The sequence below is a fragment of the Streptomyces xanthochromogenes genome (genome assembly GCF_014650455.1).
GTDB lineage: Bacteria > Actinomycetota > Actinomycetes > Streptomycetales > Streptomycetaceae > Streptomyces > Streptomyces xanthochromogenes.
In genome coordinates, this window is sequence record NZ_BMUZ01000021.1 from 36,798 (window position 1) to 57,622 (window position 20,825).

Consider the following 20,825-nt stretch of genomic DNA (forward strand, 5'->3'; position numbering starts at 1 on the left):
AGTTGGCGCGCGGCGATATGCCCCACATGGTTGCAACCCTTTGCAACTCTCGCGAACGGCCGTGCGTGCGTACGAAGGTGGCAGTGCACCGGAAGTCCGGTCGTCATGCTCCGTCCTCGGACGCATGAGAGTGCGGGGGTGGTGCCGTGTCGGCGCAGCACCGCCCCCGACGGACCGCCCGGGACACCGCTTTTCGGCCGCGCCCCGGGCTCCCGCTCACACCTCGACGCGGGCCCGCTCCACCACGGACGCCAGGTCGAGCGAGTGCGGCAGCGTGCCGAACGCCGCTCCCCAGTCACCGCCGAGCCGCGAGGCGCAGAACGCGTCCGCGACCTCCGGCGGCGCCCAGCGCACGAGCAGCGAGCCCTGGAGCACGAGGGCCATCCGCTCCACCAGACGCCGCGCCCGCCCCTCGATGCCGTCCAGATCGGCGAGTTCGGTCAGCAGGCCCTTGATCGCCCCGTCGAGCCGGTGGTCCGCGCCGCGCGCCCTGCCGACCTCCTGGAGGAAGGCGTTGATGGCCGCCGGCTCGCGCTGGAGCGCCCGCAGCACGTCCAGGGCCTGGACGTTGCCCGAGCCCTCCCAGATCGAGTTCAGCGGCGCCTCCCGCAGCAGCCGCGGCATCCCGGACTCCTCGACGTAGCCGTTGCCGCCGAGGCATTCGAGGGCCTCGACGGCCACCGGCGTACACCGCTTGGTGACCCAGTACTTGGCGGCCGGCACCGCGAGCCGCAGGAACGCCCGCTCCTCCTCGGTGTCGGCGTCGTAGGCGGCGGCGAGCCGCAGCGCCAGCGTGGTGGCGGCCTCCGACTCCAGGGCCAGATCGGCCAGCACGTTGCGCATCAGCGGCTTCTCGATGAGCACCCCGCCGAACGCGCTGCGGTAGGAGGCGTGGTGGACCGCCTGGGTCACGGCCTGTCGCATGAGCGCGGCCGAGCCGATCACACAGTCGAGGCGGGTCGCGGCCACCATCTCGATGATGGTGCGCACCCCGCGGCCCTCCTCGCCGACCCGGCGTGCCCACGTCCCGTCGAACTCGACCTCGCTGGAGGCGTTCGACTTGTTGCCCAGCTTGTCCTTGAGGCGCTGGATCGCGAAGGCGTTGCGGGTGCCGTCGTCGAGGACCCGCGGCACCAGGAAGCAGGTGAGGCTGTCCTTGTGGGAAGGGGATGCCTGCGCGAGGACCAGGAACCCGTCGCTCATCGGCGCCGAGCAGAACCACTTGTGCCCGGTCAGGACGTACTCGCCGTCGGCGCCGAGCGGGGCCGCGAACGTGGTGTTGGCCCGTACGTCGCTGCCGCCCTGCTTCTCCGTCATCCCCATGCCGAACAGGACACCGCCCTTCTCGGCGGCGGGCCGCAGCCCCTGTTCGTACACGTGCGAGGTGAGCCGCGGCTCCCACTCGGCGGCCAGCGCCGGGTCGGTGCGCAGCGCGGGGACGGCCGCGTGCGTCATGGAGACCGGGCAGCCGTGCCCGCCCTCCGCCTGCGTCCACACCAGGAACCCGGCGGCCCGGCGCACGTGCCCGGCGGGCCGCCCCCAGGCGTCGGTGAGGCCCGACGACACGGCCTTGCCGAGCAGCCGGTGCCAGCTCGGATGGAACTCGACCTCGTCGATCCGGTTGCCGTAGCGGTCGTGGGTGCGCAGCGTCGGCGGGTTCTCGTTCGCCAGCACACCCCACTCCTGGGCCTGGGCCGATCCCGCCGACCGTCCGAGGACCGCGAGCTCCTCCTGGACGCCGTCGAGGAGCTCCGGCGCTACATGCCGCTCGACCGCCTCGCCAAGGGCCCGGTCGGCGGTGAAGACGTCGTACCCGACCAGGGGCGGAGGCTGGTTGGTCACTGTGTGGGTGGTGGCTGCCATGCCGATACGGTAAGGACGTGCAGCCAGCAAATGAAACACCCGAGCGGACATCCGGCCGCCTCCATCGGGCCCGCGTCCTCTACCGCAACGTCTCCAAGCGGCAATTGGGCTGGCTGCTCCTCAAGGACACCGTCAACTCCTGCGTCGAGTACCGCATTCTCGGCCTGGCCGCCGAGGCCGCGTTCTTCACGCTGCTCTCCCTGCCTCCGCTGCTGCTCAGTGTCATCGCGCTGCTCGGCTACGTGGACGGCTGGACCAGCACCCACACGGTCGCCAGCATCGAGCAGAACATCCTGAACGCGGCCGGAACCGTGCTGTCCGACCGTGGGGTCCACGAGTTCGCGCAGCCGCTCCTGGACGACGTCACCAAGGGCAAACGCCCGGAAATCGTCTCCATCGGCTTCGCCATCGCGCTGTGGTCGGGCTCGCGCGCGGTCAACGTCTTCATCGACACCATCACCGTGATGTACGGGCTGGACGGGCACCGCGGGATCGTGAAGACCCGGGCGCTCTCGCTGGTGCTCTACGTCGTGGCGCTGCTGATCGGCGCGGTCGTGCTGCCGCTCGCGGTGGTCGGCCCGGACCGGGTGGTGGAGTGGATTCCGTGGGGCACGGACGTGATCAGCTTCCTGTACTGGCCGACGATGATCCTGCTGTCCATCGCCTTCCTCACCACCCTCTTCCACGTCTCGGTGCCGGTCCGCTCGCCGTGGATCGAGGACGTGCCGGGCGCGCTCGTGGCCCTGGCGATGTGGGTGCTCGGCTCGTTCCTGCTGCGGATCTACCTGACCAGCACGGTGGAGGGGCCCACCATCTACGGCTCGCTCGCGGCCCCCATCGCGGTGCTGCTGTGGATCGGCATCTCGGCGTTCGCGGTGCTGGTCGGCGCGGCCGTCAACGCCGCCATCGACCGCGTCTGGCCCTCGGTCGCCACGGCCGCGGCCCGCGAGGCCGGCGAGCGGGTCAAGGCCGCGCAGGCCGCGCAGATCGTGGCCCGCTCCCAGCCGATGCAGGCGATGCTCTTCGACGGCATGGAGGACATGGAGGACGCGGACGAGGCGGGCGACCCGGGCATGCCGTCCGAATTCCCCGAGCGCTGGTCGAAGTTCCTGCCCCCCGAGGACGTCAAGTCCCGCCTGCACACCGTGCGCAAGCACGAGGAGAAGCCGCAGGACAAGACATCGGACAAGGCGCCGGAGAAGCCCCCGCGCGGCCACGAGAAGTCCCCGCGCGACCAGGACTGACCGGCGGTCCGCCGCGCCGGCGCACTACCCTCGAAGCATGTACCGAGAGCGGCCCTCGCGGCTGTCCGGAGCCGTCCTGTGGACCCGGACCGTGGAGGGCGGCGCGCCCCGGCCCGTGCTGCCCGACGGCTGCATGGACCTGCTCTGGTGCGAGGGCCGCCTCCTGGTGGCGGGCCCCGACACCCGTGCCCACGTCCCCGACGCGCCTCCCGGCACGCACTACGCCGCGATCCGCTTCGCCCCCGGCGCCGCTCCCGCGCTCCTCGGCGTCCCGGCCCACGAACTGCGCGATGCCCGGGTCCCGCTCGACGCGCTCTGGCCGGGCGCCGAGGTGCGCTCGCTCGCGCTGCGCGTCGGGGACGCGGCCGAGCCGGCCGCCGCACTCGAAGCCGCGGTCCTCGCGAAGGCGCCCCCGCAGGACCCGCTGACGCGGGCGGTCTCGGCGCGCCTGGCCGCCGGGTGGAGCGTGGGCGCCACCGCGGCCGAGGCCGGGCTCGGCGCCCGTCAGCTGCATCGGCGCTGTCTGGACGCCTTCGGCTACGGACCCAAGACGCTGGCCCGCATCCTGCGCCTGCGGCGCGCCCTCGCCCTGGTGACGCGGGGCGTGCCGTACGCGGAGGCGGCCCTCGTCGCAGGGTGCGCCGACCAGGCGCACCTCGCCCGCGAGATGCGCGCGCTCGCCGGGATGACGCTGACCGCCTACGCCAAGGCGGCGAACAGCGACACCTCCGTGCCGTCCGGGTCGTGGACGGTCGCGTAGCGCTGGCCCCAGAAGGCGTCCCAGGGCTCCAGGTGCCCGTGGTGTCCGGCGGCCGTCAGCGACTCGTACACCGCGTCCACTTCGGCGGGCGAGTCACAGGCGAAGGCGAGCCCGGTGCGGCCGCCGTCCTCGGGCCGTTTCCAGCCGGGATCGAAGGAGCGGACGGTGTCCTCGGTGTCCCACAGGACACGGGTGCCGCCGGGGAGCGTGCACTCCACGTGCGGCTGGGTGTCGGCGTCGGCCGGGAGGTCCAGGCCGAGGCGGCGGTAGAAGGCGAGGGATGCGGCCATGTCGGCCACTACCAGGCCGATGGCGTCGAGTCGTGGAGTCATGGCCTCACCGTAGGCAGCACGCCGGGCGCGGGTCTTGAACGAAACGGACACGGCGGTCGGCCGTGCGCGGCACCCCGTGCCCCCGTTACGCTATTTGCATGGGAGCGCAAATGGACAGCTGGGACGCGGAGCGGGCCGACCGGGCGGTCGCCGTACTGAAGGCGGTGGCCGACCCCTCGCGGTACCGCCTGCTGTGGGCGCTCGGCGGGGCCGAACTGCCGGTGAGCGCGCTCGCCGAGATCCTGGGCGCGCATGTCGCCGCGACCTCGCAGCACCTGGCCAAGCTGCGCGCAGCCGGGCTCGTCAGTTCGCGGCGCGAGGGCACCCGGATCTTCTACCGCGCGGCTCACCCGGGGGTGCGGGGGCTCCTTGAGGAGGCGTCCGTGGTGGCCCTGGCGGTATCGCCGGACGCCACCGCTGCCACCGCCCCCGTCCCGGCGGCCGAGCCGGCCCCGGCCAGGGCCACCCGCAGGGCCGGGGCCCCACGTCCGGTCACCGACTAGGTCCGGCCGGCTTTCAGGGGCCCGGGGAACCGGGAGGCGCCCGCCGGGCCGGGGCTACGCCGCGGCGCTGTCGTCGAGCCCGTACTCCTCGCGCTCCGCGTCGTACCCGAACAGCTCGGCGTAACGGCCCCAGTCCGTCGCGGTCTCCAGCTGCTGGGTCACCTGCTCGCTCGTGTAGTGGTGGGCCAGGACGTCCCGGAAGAAGCCCGCCCGCAGCGCGGACTCGGGGCTCTGGCGCAGGCTGGTGGTGATCAGGCGGACCAGGGGCGCGTCCACCGCGGCCTCCGCGAAGATCTCCTTGGACCGGCGCACGTCCGCGCCCGCGAACGTGCTGCCCCGGTCGGTCAGGACCAGGTCGTCACCGGTGACGACCGCGAAGCCGAGCAGGTCCAGGGCGTCGACCAGGGGCAGTACGTCGTCGATCTCCAGGCCCAGATCGTCGGCGAGGTCCGCCAGATCGCAGCTCCCGCCGCGGTGGGCGACCATCTCGGCCAGGCCCGACAGGCCGTCCACGCTCGCACCCGGCAGCGGGGTGTTGGCCGGGGTGCGCCGGTCGGGCCCGAGGCCTTCGGGGCGGCCCGGGAGCGGGGCCTGACCGCCCCGGACGGAGCTGGGGCCCGCCCCGTGGGTCTCCTTCACGCGGCCCGTCATCGTGCGGTAGACCCGGTCGATGAGCTCCTCGAACGCGGGCGCGTCACGGTCGCGCGGTCGCTCCAGACCCACCTCGAACGTCTCGCGGATCGTGCCGTAGGGCCGGGAGCCGAGCACCACGATCCGGTCGGCCATCAGGACCGCCTCCTCGATGTTGTGGGTCACCAGGACGATCGCCCGGGTCGGGAACTGGCCCGACTCCCACAGCTCCATCAGCTCGCCGCGCAGGTTCTCCGCGGTCAGCACGTCGAGCGCCGAGAACGGCTCGTCCATCATCAGGACGTCGGGCTCGACGACCAGGGCCCGGGCGAAGCCGACGCGCTGGCGCATGCCGCCCGACAGCTCCTTGGGGTAGGCGGACTCGAAGCCGTCGAGCCCGATGAGGTCGATGGCCTGGCGGGCCGCCTGCGACCGCGCGTCCGCCGGTACGCCCCGCGCCTCCAGGCCCAGTTCGACGTTCTGCAGCACGGTCAGCCAGGGCAGCAGCGCGAAGGTCTGGAACACCATGGCGGTGCCCGGGTTGGCGCCGGTCAGCGGGGCGCCCCGGTAGGACACCGTGCCCGAGCTCGGCGGCACGAGCCCGGCCAGACAGCGCAGCAGCGTCGACTTGCCCGACCCGGACTTGCCGAGCAGCGCGACCACTTCACCGGCCCGCACCTGGAGGTCGATGCCGCCGAGCACGGGCAGCTCGCCGTCGGCGCCCGCGTACGCCTTGGTCAGGCCGACCGTTTCGAGCAGGACCTCACCGTCGGCCGGGCGGGGCGCCCGCGGGGCGACGGCGTGCCGTGCGGTGCGCAGGGTGCGCAGGGCGTTCAGAACCATGGGGGGCTCCAGGAAGGTTCAGGGGTGTCAGAGGGCGAAGCGGGTGTCGGCGAGCCGGTAGAGGCGGCGCCACAGCAGGCGGTTGAGGCCGACGACGTACAGGCTCATCACCGCCACGCCCGCCAGCAGGTGCGGGAAGTCGCCGGAGGCGGTGGCCTTCGCGATGTAGGCGCCGAGGCCGGTGGCCGTCAGGGTGGTGCCGCCGAAGGTGACGACCTCCGCGACGATCGAGGCGTTCCAGGCGCCGCCCGACGCGGTGATGCCGCCGGTGACGTACGCCGGGAAGATGCCGGGCAGGATCAGCCGCTTCCAGCGCTGCCATCCGCGTACGCCCAGGTCGTCCATGGCCTCGCGCAGGTCGCTCGGGATCGACATGGCGCCCGCGATGGTGTTGAAGAGGATGTACCACTGGGCGCCGAGCGCCATCAGGAGGATGCCGCCGATGTTGATGGACAGGCCCGTCTTCAGGAAGAACCAGACGGCCAGCGGGAAGAGGAAGTTGGCGGGGAAGCTCGCGAGCACCTGCACGACGGGCTGGGCGATGCGGGTGAGGCGCGGCGAGAAGCCGATCCGCACGCCGATCGGCACCCAGATGACGGTGGCCGCGGCCACCAGGACCACCACCCGGGCCAGCGTGGCGAGGCCGAGCAGCAGCGGCTCGCCGAAGACGCCGAGCCCCGTCTGGTCGTGGAGGTAACGGCCGAGGTCGAACAGGCCCCACAGGATGAGGCCGCCCGCGACCACGGTGAACGTGATGTCCCCGGTGCGCCGGCGTGCCCCGTCGACGCTCAGCGGACGGTCGTCGGTGCCGAAGACGCGGCCCGCGCGGCTCAGGCCCCGGCCCAGCGGGCGCAACGCCTTGCCGAGCAGCTGGGGCCAGTGCGAGCGGCGCAGGAAGTCCAGGACGACCGACCGCTGGATCTCGCCGGCCTCGGACTGCTCGTTCTTGAACTTCTCGGCCCAGGCGGTCAGTGGTCGCCAGAAGACGAAGTTCACGCCGATGACCATCACGGCCATCGTGAGGATGGCCCAGCCGATCTTGCCGAGGTCGCCGTCGGTGATGGCGGCACCCGCGTACGAGCCGACCCCGGGCAGCGCGTAGTCCTTGTTGTTGACGCTGATCGCCTCGGACGCGACGAGGAAGAACCAGCCGCCGCCGAAGCTCAGCATCCCGTTCCAGACCAGGCTGATCATCCCGGACGGCAGCTCGACCTTCCAGAACCGCATCCACCGCGTGAACCCGAACGACCTTGACAGCTCGTCGAGTTCACGCGGGAGCGAGGTCAGGGAGTGGTAGAAGCCGAACGTCATGTTCCAGGCCTGCGAGGTGAAGATCGCGAAGATCGACGCGCATTCGAGGCCCAGCATGGAGCCGGGGAACAGGGCGATGAACCCGCTGACGGCGACGGTGAGGAAGCCGAGCACCGGCACCGACTGGAGGATGTCGAGTGCCGGGATCAGGATGCGCTCCAGACGCCTGCTCTTGGCGGCGGCCAGCGCGTACACGAAGGTGAAGACCAGCGAGGCGGCGAGCGCGATGAACATGCGCAGGAGCGAGCGCGCGGCGTCGTAGGGCAGCTGGGCCGGATCGGTGTCGACCTTGATCGACTGATCGGTGGAGAACCGGACCGTGGTGCCGTGGCCGACCTGGAGCACGACGTAGAAGAGTACGAGCACGGCCGCGGCGACCACCGCGTCGACCCAGCTCAGCCGGGCCAGGCGCCCTGCGAAGCGGGAGGTGACCCGCGGTGCGGGGCTGCTCGTCCGGAACGACATCACAAGAAACCTCCGACCACACTGTGGACACAGGAGTCCCGGAGGCGCGACCGCGCACCCCGGCGCGGCGGTGCCCGACGTGGTGAGAAAGAAAGAGGTGAGGAAGGGTCAGCGACGCCCGGTGGGGCGCTGCGGACTGGGAGGCTCCGCGTCCATGGCTGCCCCCTTCGGTGATGCGGTTTCCAGCGACTCGTGCAGTCTGCCGCTTCTTGCGCTCATACGCAAATAAGGGGGTGGGTGCGTTCCGGGGGAGCGGGGCGGGGTTCCGGGCCGGCCCCAACTCGCTTTATTCGCTGGCGCCGTCGGTCCCGGTGCATTTAAAGTCGGGACTGTTCGAGCGGGGCGACGCAACGTCGTCGCCGGTACCGAGACGTGGTTGGGGAGGTGTGAACGATGGCTGTCGTTGCGAAGGGCGCTGCCCGCATCCCGAAGTCCATCCACACCATGCCCGCGGTCTCCGGCTGACCGACTTCTTCCACCACGCCTGTGCGCGTGGCGCCGGGGCCGCCCTTCGAAGGGTTCCCCTTGTCTTCCTCGTTCGCTTCCCCGCAGGACACCTCCGAGTTCTCCACCTCCGGGGTCAACAGCTCCGCTCCCTCGCGCCCCCTCGCCGCGTACGGCTGGGACGACGCCTGGGCCGCGGAGTTCGCCCCGTACGCCGCGCAGGGCCTGGTGCCCGGCCGGGTCGTACGGGTCGACCGCGGCCAGTGCGACGTCGTGACCGCCGACGGCACGCTGCGCGCCGACACCGCGTTCGTCACCCCGCACGATCCGATGCGGGTCATCTGCACCGGCGACTGGGCGGCCGTCGAGCCGGTCGGCGATCCCCAGTTCGTCCGTACGTACCTTCCGCGGCGCACCGCGTTCGTGCGCAGCACCTCGTCCAACCGTTCCGAGGGGCAGATCCTCGCCGCCAACGTCGACCACGCGATCATCGCGGTGTCGCTCGCCGTCGAGCTCGACCTCGGCCGGATCGAGCGCTTCCTCGCGCTGGCCTGGGAGTCGGGGGCCCAGCCGCTCGTCGTGCTCACCAAGGCCGACCTGGTCCCCGACCCGGTCGGGCTGTCCTACCTCGTCCAGGACGTGTCGACGGCCGCGCCCGGGGTCCAGGTGCTGCCGGTCAGCGCGACCGGCGGGGAGGGCGTCGAGGCCCTGGCCGCGGTCGTCGCGGGCGGCACCAGCGTGCTGCTCGGGCAGTCCGGTGCGGGCAAGTCCACGCTGGCCAACGTGCTGCTCGGGGACGAGGTGATGGCGGTGCAGGCCGCGCGTGAGGTGGACGGCAAGGGCCGCCACACCACGACCACTCGCAACCTGCTGGTGCTGCCGGGCGGGGGCGTGCTCATCGACACGCCCGGTCTGCGCGGGGTCGGCCTGTACGACGCGGAGTCCGGGGTGGGGCAGGTCTTCGCCGAGATCGAGGAACTGGCCGCCGACTGCCGCTTCCACGACTGCGCGCACGAGGCGGAGCCGGGCTGCGCGGTGCTGGCCGCGATCGAGGACGGTTCGCTGGCCGTGCGCCGCCTGGACAGTTACCGCAAGCTGCTCCGCGAGAACCAGCGGATCGTGGCGAAGACGGACGCGCGGCTGCGGGCGGAGATCCGGCGGGACTGGAAGGCGAAGGGCGCGGAGGGCCGTGCCAACGGCGCCCTGAAGCGGGGCCGCCTGCGCTGAGCCCTCGGGTGCCCGCCCCGGCCCGGGGTCGGTTGGTTCCGGCCCCCTGGGGCTCCGCCCCGGACCCCGTTCGCGCCTTGAGGGGCGCTCGTCCTCGAACTCCCCCCAGGCCTCAAGGGCCTGGGGGGACCCCATGACGGGCTGAGGATGCCGTTGCGCCCGGCGCTTTCAGGGGCGCGGGGAACCGCGCGACCGGCCAGGGACGGCGCGAGGACGAGATCGGGGTTGGGGGCGCGGGGAACTGCGCGAGTGGGTCCGGTCGGGGCGCGGCCGGACTGCGGTGGAGCGGGGGGCGGGGCCGCATCCAGGGGGTGGGCCGGCCCGCGAGGGTTAGGTGTCCGAATGCCGCCAGAGACCCCGCAGGCGACCGCGCACACTGGAAGGCGTGATGCACCCAGACGCGCAGTACGAGGCGGTCAGCAGCAGGGACGCCCGGTTCGACGGGGAGTTCTTCTTCGCCGTGGCGACGACCGGGATCTACTGCCGGCCGAGCTGCCCCGCCGTCACCCCACGCCGTAAGAACGTCCGGTTCTTCCCCAGCGCCGCCGCCGCCCAGAGCCACGGCTTCCGGGCGTGCCGCCGCTGCCGCCCGGACGCCGCGCCGGGGTCGGCCGAGTGGAACACGCGGGCCGATGTCGTCGGCCGGGCCATGCGCATGATCGGGGACGGCGTCGTCGACCGCGAGGGCGTGCCGGGGCTCGCCACCCGGCTCGGCTACAGCACCCGGCAGGTGCAGCGGCAGCTCACCGCCGAGGTCGGCGCCGGCCCCGTCGCCCTCGCCCGGGCGCAGCGCGCCCACACCGCGCGCGTGCTGCTCCAGACCACCCCGCTCCCGGTCACCGAGATCGCCTTCGCCGCCGGCTTCGCCAGCGTGCGCCAGTTCAACGACACGATCCGGCAGATCTACGCCCGTACCCCCAGCGGCCTGCGCGAGGAGGCCGGGACCCGGGCCGCCGGACCCGGTGTCGCGGCGAGCGCCGGCATCCCGCTGCGGCTCGCCCATCGGGGCGCGTACGCCGTGAAGGAGACCTTCGACCTCCTCGCGGACGAGGCCGTCGCGCATGTCGAGGAGGTCGTCGGCGAGAGCGGAACCCGCGTCTACCGGCGCACCCTGCGGCTGCCCCACGGCACTGCCGTCGTGGCCGTCGACGAGGCCGCCCCCGCGCACACCACGGCCCGCCAGGGCTGGCTCGACGCCCGGATCCACCTCACCGATCTGCGCGACCTCACCACCGCCGTTCAGCGCCTGCGCCGGCTGTTCGACCTGGACGCGGACCCGTACGCCGTCGACGAACGGCTGAGCGCGGACCCCGGGCTCGCCCCGCTCGTCGCGCGGACCCCGGGCCTGCGCTCGCCCGGCGCCGCCGACCCCGAGGAGTGCGCGGTGCGGGCGCTGGTCGGGCCGCAGGCGGCGGCCGGCCTCGTCGAGACGTACGGCAAACGCCTCGACGCGCCCTGCGGGGCGCTCACCCACCTCTTCCCCGAGCCCGCCCTGCTCGCCGCCCACCCCGACCCGCGCCTCGCCGCGCTGGCGACCGCGCTCGCCGACGCCACCCTGCGCCTGGACGCCGGCGCCGACCGCGAGGAGGCCGAACGGGTGCTGCGGGGGCTGCCCGGCCTGGACGAGGGGACCGTCCAGGTGATCCGCACGCGTGCGCTCGGCGACCCGGACGTGGGCGCCGACGGGGAGGAGGCCTGGCGGCCCTGGCGCTCCTACGCGCGCCGCCACCTCGCGCTCGCGGCGGCCCGGAACCGGCAGGCGACCGCCGGGCCGCAGTAGTCCGACGGGCGGGGCCGGGCCACTTCTGCGAACGTCGAAGACATGATCCGTCTCGCGCGCCTGCCCCTGGACCGCTGGTCGGCGCTGCTGCCGCCGCTCGCCCTCGTGCTGCTCGCGCTGACGTGGGGGCGGTCGCTGCCCGCCTGGCTCGTCGCCGTGGTCGCCTGTTTCCTGGCCGGTGCGGTGCTGGCCGCCGTGCACCACGCGGAGGTGGTCGCGCACCGGGTGGGCGAGCCGTTCGGATCGCTCGTGCTCGCGGTCGCGGTCACCGTCATCGAGGTCGCCCTGATCGTCACCCTGATGTCGGACGGCGGCGACAAGAGCGCCTCGCTGGCCCGGGACACCGTCTTCGCCGCCGTGATGATCACGTGCAACGGCATCGTCGGGCTCTGCCTCCTGGTCGGCGCCCTGCGGCGCAGGCTCGCCGTGTTCAACGCCGAGGGCACCGTCACGGCCTTCGCGACGGTCACCACCCTGGCGGGCCTGAGCCTCGCCCTGCCGACCTTCACCACCAGCAAGCCGGGCCCCGAGTTCTCGCCCGCCCAGCTGATCTTCGCCGCGATCGCCTCGGTGTTCCTGTACGGACTCTTCGTCGCGACCCAGACCGTGCGCCACCGCGACTACTTCCTGCCGGTGACCCAGCAGGGCGAGGTGATGCGGGACGACGACCACGCCAACCCGCCCTCCGCGCGCACCGCCTGGACCAGTGTCGCGCTGCTCGGGGTCGCGCTGGTCGCGGTCGTGGGCCTGGCCAAGGGGGTCTCGCCGACCATCGAGCGGGGGGTGGCCGCGGCCGGCCTGCCCGCCTCCGTCGTGGGTGTCGTCATCGCGCTTCTCGTGCTGCTGCCCGAGACCATCGCCGCCGTGCGGGCCGCCCGGCGCGACCGCGTGCAGACCAGCCTCAACCTCGCGCTCGGCTCGGCCATGGCCAGCATCGGCCTCACCATTCCGGCCGTCGCGCTCGCGACCATCTGGCTGTCCGGCCCGCTGGTGCTCGGGCTCGGCGCCAGCCACATGGTGCTGCTCGCCCTGACGGTCACCGTCGGCATCCTGACCGTCGTACCGGGCCGCGCCACCCTGATGCAGGGCGGGCTGCACCTCTCGCTGTTCGCCGCGTACATCGTGCTCGCGGTCAGCCCGTAGCCCCTGGTGGACGCCCCGTGCGGCACCCGCCGCCCGCGCGGTGCCCGCGATGCCCGCCCGTCCGGCCGTATGCGGTCCCTGCACGCCCTGTTCGTGTTCTGTTCGTATACGTTCCCCGTGCGTTCCGGCCGACTGGGCGCTGCATTCAAGCCACCTGTGTTACGGACGTGTTGACGGATGACCCTGCCGAGTCACACGATCGAAAGGTAGGTAGTTGCTCAATACATCTGATTCGGCCGGTGGAACGTCCCCCCTCCGGTCGAAGAGGCCAAGCAGGAGGCACCATGTGTGGCATCACCGGCTGGATCTCCTTCGAACGTGAACTGCGCGCCGAGCGGGACACCCTGGACGCGATGACCGAGACGATGGACTGCCGCGGTCCCGACGACCGCGGCGTGTGGGCCAACGGGCCGGCCGCGCTCGGCCACCGCAGGCTCGCGATCATCGACCTTCCGGGCGGGCGCCAGCCCATGAGCGTCGAGGCGGGCGGCCGGACCGTCGCCCTCGTCTACTCGGGCGAGACCTACAACTTCACCGAGCTCAAGGCCGAACTCGCCGCCCGCGGGCACCGGTTCACCACCGACTCCGACACCGAGGTAGTCCTGCACGGCTACCTCGAATGGGGAGAGGCCGTCGCGGAACGCCTCAACGGCATGTACGCGTTCGCGATCTGGGACGAGCGCGTCCAGCGCCTCGTCATGATCCGCGACCGGATGGGCATCAAGCCCTTCTACTACTACGAGACCGCCGACGGCGTGCTCTTCGGCTCCGAGCCCAAGGCGATCCTCGCCAATCCGCTGGCCCGCCGCTCGGTCTCGCTGGACGGACTCCGCGAGCTGTTCACCATGGTCAAGACGCCGGGCCACGCGGTGTGGGACGGCATGAAGGAGGTCGAGCCCGGCACCGTCGTCACCGTCGACCGCGGCGGCCTGCGCACCCACACCTACTGGACGCTCGAAACCCGTCCGCACGAGGACGACCGCGCCACCAGCATCGCCCACGTCCGCGAGCTGCTCGACGACATCGTCCGCCGCCAGCTCATAGCCGACGTGCCGCGCTGCATGCTGCTCTCCGGCGGCCTCGACTCCTCCGCGCTCACCGCGCTCGCCGCCCAGCAGCTCGGCGAAGTGGGCCACCAAGTGCGCAGCTTCGCGGTGGACTTCGTCGGCCAGACCGAGAACTTCGTCGCCGACGAGCTCCGCGCCACCCCCGACACCCCCTACGTCCACGACGTGGCCCGCACCTCCGGCACCGTCCACCAGGACATCGTCCTGGACGCCCAGGCACTGGCCGACCCCGAGGTGCGGGCCAAGGTCATCAGGGCCCGCGACATCCCCATGGGCTTCGGAGACATGGACGCCTCGCTCTACCTGCTGTTCAAGGCGATCCGCGAACACTCCACGGTCGCCCTGTCCGGCGAGTCCGCGGACGAGGTCTTCGGCGGCTACAAGCAGTTCTTCGACGAGGACGCGCGGGCCGCCGACACGTTCCCCTGGCTCGTCAAGTTCGCCGAGCAGTTCGGCGACGACTCCGGCCTGCTGCGGCCGGACCTGACGGCCGCCCTGAACGTCCCCGCCTACGTCAAGGACTCCTACGACACCGCCGTCGCCGGCGTCCAACGCCTCGACGGCGAGAGCGACTTCGAGTACCGGATGCGCAAGATCTGCAATCTCCACCTCACCCGCTTCGTGCGCATCCTGCTCGACCGCAAGGACCGCGCGAGCATGGCCGTCGGCCTGGAGGTGCGGGTGCCGTTCTGCGACCACCGGCTCGTCGAATACGTCTACAACGCGCCCTGGTCGGTGAAGTCCTTCGACGGCCGCGAGAAGAGCCTGCTGCGCGAGGCGGCCAGGGACGTCCTGCCGCAGTCCGTGTACGACCGGGTCAAGAGCCCCTACCCCTCGACCCAGGACCCGAAGTACGCCATCGCCCTCCAGGGGCACGCCAAGGACCTGCTCGCCCAGCCCTCGCACCCGGTCTTCGACCTCGTCGACCGCGAAGGGCTCCGCCGGGCCGCCGAAGTGAGCGGTCCGCAGATCCACCAGGCCTCGCGGCGCGGTCTGGAGCGCACCCTGGACCTGGCGATCTGGCTCGATCTGTACAAGCCGGAGGTGAAGCTGGCCTAGCGGCAACGGAGTTGGTGCCCGGGTCGCTCAACTGCGGCTCGGGCGCTCGCCAGTTGCGGCTCGGCCTCCCGCTAGTCGCGGCTCGGCAGGTCGTCCAGTCCCCAGCTGTGGATCTTGTCGGGGTGGATGCGGATGATCTCCTCGCTGAAGTGCGGTCCCAACTCGTGCGGACCGGTGAGGAGTTCGGCCGTACCGCGGATCTCCACGCCGCGCACCTTCCACGGCCGCACGCTCACGACGTCGTCGACCACCAGGGCGGCCTTCGGGTTGCCCTGGAGGTTGCGCCACTTCTTCGTCGTGCCGAGCGCGTATCCGCCGATGAGGATCGTGCCGTCGTCCTGTGGGAAGAAGCCGACCGGGTTGGCCTGCGGCTGGCCCTTCCGGTCGACGGTGGCGAGCCGGCCAAGCCGCTGGCTCTTGAGGTACACACGCTCGGCCTCGCTGAATTCGCTCATGGGGTCACCCTCACATGCCCGCCGCCACCTCGTCATCGGAAGGTGGCCCCAGGCCCCGGGGACCGTCCCCGGGCCCGTTCAGCCCCAGACCACCGCGCCCAGCCAGGCCCCGGCCACCAGCAGGCAGGCGAACAGCTCGGCCATCACCGAGTAGCCGCCGGCGCGCAGCGCCGTACGGGCCGAGGCCACGGCGTCCGCGCGGCTGCCCAGGCGCATCCGCTCGGCGCCGTACAGGCCGCCGAGGAACCCGGCGATCCCGCCGACCACGGGCAGCACGAAGAACCCCACCGCGGACGCCGCGCCCGCCGTCAGCACCGAGCGCTTCGACACCCCGGCCCCCTTGAAGCGGCGCGGCGGCAGCAGGGGTCTGAGGGCCTGGTTCAGGAGAAGTACGCCGGTGGCCCCGGCCAGGACGGCCCAGGCGAGGCCGGTGGTGTCGTCGAGCGCCCACCACGCCACGGCGGCCCATACGATCGCCGGCCCGGGAACGCCGGGGACCAGCACGCCGCACAGGCCCATCAGCATCACCGCCCCGACCGCGAGGAGCTGCCACACACCCATCTGCCAAGGGTGCAGGAAACGCGGCGTTCCCGCAGTTCCACGCGGTTGCCCCGGCCCCGCCGAGGATGCGGGAGACGGCGCGGGCCGCAGTGCGGTGCCGTTGCCTCCGGCCCCGCCGAGCGACACGGGAAACGGGCGGGTCCCGCGGGTTCGCCGTGGGCCTCAGCGGGCCACCCAGCCCCGCTCGTAGGCGTGCCAGCCCAGCTGGAGGCGGGTGGTGACGCCGGTCAGCTCCATCAGGCCCTTGACCCGGCGCTGCACGGTCCGCAGGCCGAGATCCAGCTGCTTGGCGGCGCTGGCGTCGGTCATCCCGGCGAGCAGCAGCGACAGGATCTCCAGATCGGTCGCGTCCGGGCCCCGGCCCTCCTCGAACACGCCCCGGCCCCCGCCGCCCAGGCGCAGCGGCAGCGCGTCCTTCCACACCGCCTCGAAGAGGCCCATCAGCGATTCGAGCAGCCCGCTGGCGTGCACCACGAGCGCGGCCGGCTCGGCGCCGCGCCCGGTCAGCGGCACCATCGCCAAGGCGCGGTCCGCGACGACGAGCTTGGTCGGCACCCGCTCCACCGTGCGCACCTGCTCGTCCCGGCCGAGCGCGGCGGACAGCTCGACGATCCCGGCGGGCAGTGAGAGCACCTCGCGCTCGACCACCACCCGATAGCTCACCCCGCGGATCGAGGCCCGCTCCTCGGACTCGTTGTCCATCCCCGTGACCGCGACCGGCTTGCCCGTCACCAGGGCGCACACCTCGTCGGCCGCGCCCAGCTGCAACTGGTGGAAGCGGTGGGCCACCGCGCTCGCCCCGGTCACCACCTCGACCAGGTCGTGCACGGCCGGCTCGGCCGCCTCGGCGCGGTACTCGGTGGCGAGCAGCGCCGCCGCCAGCTCGGCCTGGTCCAGCTCGTGGCGCTGCTGGGTGAGCAGCGCGCCGAGCGCGACCCCGGGCGGCGCCGCGACCCACCGCCCGGTACGGGCCGAGGACTGGGCGGCAAGGCCGTGCCGCTCCAGACGGCGCAGGGCACGCTCGGTCTCGTTCTCCGGCAGCGCGAGCCGGTGCGCGAGGTCGCTCACCTCGGCCGCGCCCACCGCGACCAGGGCGCGGTACGCCGACTCCTGCGTCTCGTCGAGACCTATCGCTCCCAGCACCACGGACCGCCTCCCTCGAAGCCTGTGTCCAGGCCCTCACCTGCGCGCTGGCGGGAAACCGCCCCGGCGCAAACCCGCCGCACAACATCATCCCCGGATCGGCCGCCGCTCTGCCAATGTCGAGCCACCGCAGCACCAACAGCCTCTGGATACAGGGCATTTGCGCACTTCCGGCGCGGGTGCCTTTTGTTCCGGATTGATCTGGGGAGAGCGATGCGCCCGATATCGCGTACGGCACTGGGGGTGGCGACCGCCGCCGCCCTCGCCGTCACCGCGGTGGCGCCGTCCGTGGCAGCGCCACGAACCGACGGCACAGCCGACACCGCCAAGAGACCGCTCGTCGGCAGCGCCGCGAGCAGCACGGGAACACCGGCCACCGTCACCCTCGTCACCGGCGACAAGGTCGTGGTGAGCAGGGACGGCTCCGGCACGCCCACCGGCGTCACCGCGCTGCCGCGCGCGGACGGTTCCGTACCGCTCGTCCAGACCAGGCGGTCGGGGAACGAGCTGTACGTGTACCCCGACGACGCGGCGGGGGCGCTCGCCGCCGGCCGGGTCGACGAGGAACTCTTCAACGTCTCCGGGCTCATCCGCCAGGGCTACGACGACGCGCACACCAAGTCGCTGCCGCTCATCGCGGTGTACGGCGACGCCGCGACGCGCTCGGCGGCCCCGGCCGTGCCGCGCGGCGCCAAGGCGGGCCTGAGTCTGCCCGCCGTCAACGGGATCGCCCTGAGCGCGGACAAGACGAAGGCCGCCCAGGTGTGGGCGGACGTCACCAACTCCCGGACCCGGTCGGCCTCCGGGATCAAGAAGCTGTGGCTCGACCGCAAGGTGACGGCCTCCCTCGACCGGTCGGCCAAGCAGATCCGCGCCGACCTCGCGTGGGCCGCCGGATATGACGGCAAGGGCACCAAGGTCGCCGTCCTCGACACCGGTGTGGACGCCGAACACCCCGATCTCAAGGGCCGCATCACCGCCTCCAAGAACTTCACCGACTCGCCCGACACCGAGGACCGCCAGGGCCACGGCACCCACACCACCTCCACGGTGGGCGGCTCGGGCGCGGCGAGCGACGGCAAGAAGAAGGGCATCGCACCCGGCACCGACCTGCTGGTCGGCAAGGTCCTCAACGACTCGGGTTCCGGCGACAGTTCGTGGATCATCGCCGGCATGCAGTGGGCCGTCGACAACAAGGCCGACGTCGTCTCCATGTCGCTCGGCAGCCCCGTCCCGACCGACTGCACCGACCCGATGAGCACCGCCGCACAGGAGCTCGCGACCAGCGCCACGCACACGCTGTTCGTCGTCGCGGCCGGCAACTCGGGACCGGCCCTGAACACCGTGTCCTCGCCCGGCTGCGCGCCCGGCGTCCTGACCGTCGGCGCCGTCGACCGCGACGACACCACCGCGAGCTTCTCCAGCCGCGGCCCGGCCCCCTTCACGCACACCCTGAAGCCGGAGATCACCGCCCCCGGCGTCGGCATCTCCGCCGCCAACGCGGGCGGCCGGGGCGTCTACGCGTACCAGACGATGTCCGGCACCTCGATGGCCACGCCGCACGTCGCGGGCGCCGCCGCCATCGTCAAGCAGCGCCACCCCGACTGGACCGCGCAGCAGATCAAGGCCGCGCTCGTCTCCTCCGCCAACAGCGGCATACCCGGCGACGTGCGCGAGACCGGAGGCGGTCGCCTCGACGTCAAGGCCGCCATCGACGAGACCGTGCTCGGCGCGCCCGCCGTGCAGGGCGGCACCTTCGACTGGCCGCAGGACAAGAGCGACCGCACCACCGTCCAGGTGCCCTACACCAACGTCTCCGGCAAGTCCGTGAAGCTCGACCTCACGGTCGCGGGCGTCACCGGAAACGACGGCTCGGCCGTCAACTCCGGTGTGGCGAGGCTCGGTTCGCGCTCGGTCACGGTCCCGGCCGGAGCCACCGTCAAGGTGCCGCTCGCCGTCGACCCCACCGCCCGCCTCAAGGCCGCCCAGTACGGTGACGTCACCGGCCGCGTGCTCGCCACGGCGAACGGTGTCAAGGTCTCCACCCCGTTCTCGCTGTACGTCGAGCCCGAGACGGTCACCCTGCGCGTCAAGCTCGTCGACCGCCAGGGCAAGCCCGCCGCCGGCCCCTCGTCCCTCGACGTCATCGGCACCGACACCGCGACCGGTGAGCGCCGCTTCAACGAGGGCGCCGCCGACCAGGTCTACCGGCTGCGCCCCGGCGCCTACTTCGTGTCGTCGTTCGTCGCCTCGGCCGACCCGGCGGACGCCACCGGCGCGAACATCGGCTCGGTCAGCTACCTCGGCCGTCCGCAGCTCGACCTGAAGAAGGACACCACCCTGGTCCTGGACGCCCGCAAGGCCCACCGGCTCGCGGTGAAGACGGACAAGCCCAGTGAAGTCCGCACCACGACACTGGACTTCGCCCGCTCCTGGGGCGGCCAGTGGCTGCACTCGGGCTCGATCAGCGGGTCCCGTCTCATCCAGGACTACTTCGCGGACGTCCAGGGCGACGCCCGTACCGGCGACTTCGAGTTCGGCAGCTACTGGCGCGCCTACGCCCCGCAGTTCGAGACGCTCGGCGCGGTCGGCGGCCCGGAGCTGCACCCGCTCACCGCGAGCGTGGGCTCCGACAACCTCGACGGCACCGGCCGGGCCCAGCTCGTCGACGCGGGCAAGGGCAGCCCCGACGAGCTCAAGGCGGCCGGGGTCAGCGGGAAGATCGCCTTCGTCGCGGTGCCGGACGACGACGCCTCGGTCCTGACCCTGGGCAAGGACGCCAAGGCCGCGGGCGCCACCGCGCTCGTCGTGCACCGCCCCTCGGCCGGCCGCTGGCTGCCCACGTACGGCTTCGCGGGCGGCCCGCTGCCCACCCTCGCCGTCGAGGCCACCGAGGCCAAGGCGCTGGCCGACCGGCTGTCCGCGGGCCCGGTCACCCTGCGCTGGAAGGCCACCGCGAAGAGCGGCTACGTCTACAACCTCGGCTTCCAGGAGGACGGCCGCATCGGCTCCGACCGCACCTACCGGGTGCGCGACGCACAGCTGGGCCGCAACGTCTCGACGTACCACTCGATGGGCGTGCCGGCCGACTTCGTCGACGGCGTCGCCGCCTACCGCCCGAACGGCGCCGGACCCGTCAGCGTCTCCGGCATCGACCTGGTGGCCGTCCCCTCCACCCGCACCGAGTACTACACGGCGGGCACCACGACCTGGGACCACTTCGTCTCGTCCAGCTTCCCCTTCGGCGAGTTCATGCTGTCCCCGGCCAAGGCGTACCGGGCGGGCAAGCAGACCAGCGAGAGCTGGTACGACGGGGTCGTCGGCCCCGACGCCGGACGGGACGCCACGGGCGAGCCGCTGCTCGCCGCCGAGCGCCAGGGCAACCTGATGGGCTTCGCCCCGGGCATGTGGAGCGACTCCCGGCACAGCGCCCAGCCGGGTTCGTTCGGTGACATCGGCTCCCTGCTGCTGCGCCGCAACGGCGAGGACTACGACAGCACCGGCTGGCCGTCGGGGGTCTTCACCGTCCCCGCGGACGACGCGGCGTACGAGCTCATCAGCGACAACCAGAAGATCGGGCCCTCGGGTTCGGTCTGGAAGCGGTCCCAGGAAGTCGTGACGAGCTGGAAGTTCCGCTCGCACCTCGACGACCAGGTGTACTCGCAGGGCATCCCGCTGCTCTTCCCGCACTACGGCATCCCCGAGGACGGCCTCAAGACGGTCCCGGCGAGCGACGGCCAGAAGATCGTCCTCACCGCCACGGGTCACGCGGGCTACACCCCCGCCGCCCTGACCTCGGCGAAGCTGTCGTACTCCTACGACGGCGGAACCACCTGGACCGAGGCCAAGTCGCGTCTCCAGGGCGGAAGTTGGACCGCCACGGTGAACCATGCGGGCGCGGCCGCGAAGGACGTCACGCTGAAGACCGAACTGACCGACGCCAACGGCAACTCGGTCACCCAGACCGTGGTGAACGCGTACGCGGTGCGCTGATC

At 72.6% G+C, this 20,825-nt stretch carries 15 protein-coding genes; 8 read left to right on the forward strand and 7 right to left on the reverse strand.

Annotation, left to right across the window (positions count from 1 at the left end; translation table 11 throughout):
• Positions 1-216: 216 nt before the first annotated feature.
• On the reverse strand, positions 217-1,863 hold the full coding sequence (locus IE267_RS37000; protein WP_189766270.1) for an acyl-CoA dehydrogenase family protein: 1,647 nt from the start codon (positions 1,861-1,863) through the stop codon (positions 217-219).
• A gap of 17 nt (positions 1,864-1,880) precedes the next feature.
• Between IE267_RS37000 and IE267_RS37005 the strand changes: the two genes are divergently transcribed.
• Complete coding sequence (locus IE267_RS37005; RefSeq protein ID WP_189766271.1) at positions 1,881-3,107, forward strand: YihY/virulence factor BrkB family protein; 1,227 nt, start codon at positions 1,881-1,883, stop codon at positions 3,105-3,107.
• 37 nt (positions 3,108-3,144) lie between these two features.
• Positions 3,145-3,867 (forward strand): helix-turn-helix domain-containing protein, encoded by a 723-nt coding sequence (locus IE267_RS37010; protein ID WP_167152666.1) that lies wholly within the window; start codon positions 3,145-3,147, stop codon positions 3,865-3,867.
• Here IE267_RS37010 and IE267_RS37015 read toward each other — a convergent pair.
• Positions 3,807-4,199 (reverse strand): VOC family protein, encoded by a 393-nt coding sequence (locus IE267_RS37015; RefSeq protein ID WP_189766272.1) that lies wholly within the window; start codon positions 4,197-4,199, stop codon positions 3,807-3,809. The two genes, IE267_RS37010 and IE267_RS37015, sit on opposite strands and share 61 nt — an antisense overlap.
• Before the next feature lie 98 nt (positions 4,200-4,297).
• On the opposite strand from IE267_RS37015, the gene IE267_RS37020 reads away from it, so the two are divergent.
• Positions 4,298-4,702: an ArsR/SmtB family transcription factor gene (locus IE267_RS37020; RefSeq protein WP_167152664.1), complete on the forward strand. Its 405-nt coding sequence runs from the start codon at positions 4,298-4,300 to the stop codon at positions 4,700-4,702.
• Between the two features lie 54 nt (positions 4,703-4,756).
• Here IE267_RS37020 and IE267_RS37025 read toward each other — a convergent pair whose 3' ends face one another.
• Both IE267_RS37025 and IE267_RS37030 read right to left on the reverse strand, forming a co-directional pair.
• Positions 4,757-6,175, reverse strand: coding sequence for an ABC transporter ATP-binding protein (locus IE267_RS37025; RefSeq protein ID WP_189766273.1), 1,419 nt, complete (start codon positions 6,173-6,175; stop codon positions 4,757-4,759).
• A gap of 27 nt (positions 6,176-6,202) precedes the next feature.
• Complete coding sequence (locus IE267_RS37030) at positions 6,203-7,951, reverse strand: ABC transporter permease (RefSeq protein WP_189766274.1); 1,749 nt, start codon at positions 7,949-7,951, stop codon at positions 6,203-6,205.
• Positions 7,952-8,476: 525 nt separating this feature from the next.
• On the opposite strand from IE267_RS37030, the gene rsgA reads away from it, so the two are divergent.
• From rsgA to asnB, 4 genes are all read left to right on the forward strand, one after another.
• Positions 8,477-9,622 carry a ribosome small subunit-dependent GTPase A gene (gene rsgA, locus IE267_RS37035; RefSeq protein ID WP_189766275.1) on the forward strand — a complete coding sequence of 382 codons (1,146 nt, stop codon included), beginning with the start codon at positions 8,477-8,479 and terminating at the stop codon, positions 9,620-9,622.
• Between the two features lie 388 nt (positions 9,623-10,010).
• Positions 10,011-11,402, forward strand: coding sequence for a bifunctional transcriptional activator/DNA repair enzyme AdaA (locus IE267_RS37040; protein ID WP_189766288.1), 1,392 nt, complete (start codon positions 10,011-10,013; stop codon positions 11,400-11,402).
• A gap of 42 nt (positions 11,403-11,444) precedes the next feature.
• Positions 11,445-12,545 (forward strand): calcium:cation antiporter, encoded by a 1,101-nt coding sequence (locus IE267_RS37045; protein ID WP_161246771.1) that lies wholly within the window; start codon positions 11,445-11,447, stop codon positions 12,543-12,545.
• A 284-nt stretch (positions 12,546-12,829) separates the two neighbouring features.
• The gene (asnB, locus tag IE267_RS37050; protein ID WP_161246769.1) at positions 12,830-14,671 is read left to right on the forward strand and encodes an asparagine synthase (glutamine-hydrolyzing); all 1,842 of its coding nucleotides are present in this window, start codon (positions 12,830-12,832) and stop codon (positions 14,669-14,671) included.
• A 71-nt stretch (positions 14,672-14,742) separates the two neighbouring features.
• Here asnB and IE267_RS37055 read toward each other — a convergent pair whose 3' ends face one another.
• The 3 genes from IE267_RS37055 to IE267_RS37065 all read right to left on the reverse strand — a co-directional run bounded on the left by IE267_RS37055 (position 14,743) and on the right by IE267_RS37065 (position 16,830).
• Positions 14,743-15,126 carry a PPOX class F420-dependent oxidoreductase gene (locus tag IE267_RS37055; RefSeq protein WP_167152659.1) on the reverse strand — a complete coding sequence of 128 codons (384 nt, stop codon included), beginning with the start codon at positions 15,124-15,126 and terminating at the stop codon, positions 14,743-14,745.
• 78 nt (positions 15,127-15,204) lie between these two features.
• On the reverse strand, positions 15,205-15,687 hold the full coding sequence (locus tag IE267_RS37060; protein ID WP_189766276.1) for a DUF456 domain-containing protein: 483 nt from the start codon (positions 15,685-15,687) through the stop codon (positions 15,205-15,207).
• 162 nt (positions 15,688-15,849) lie between these two features.
• Positions 15,850-16,830: a helix-turn-helix domain-containing protein gene (locus IE267_RS37065; protein WP_167156062.1), complete on the reverse strand. Its 981-nt coding sequence runs from the start codon at positions 16,828-16,830 to the stop codon at positions 15,850-15,852.
• Positions 16,831-17,043: 213 nt separating this feature from the next.
• Here IE267_RS37065 and IE267_RS37070 point away from each other — a divergent pair, with 213 nt between their 5' ends.
• A complete protein-coding gene (locus tag IE267_RS37070; protein WP_189766277.1) occupies positions 17,044-20,823 on the forward strand; it encodes a S8 family serine peptidase in 3,780 nt (1,259 codons plus the stop codon).
• The last annotated feature ends 2 nt before the right edge of the window (positions 20,824-20,825 follow it).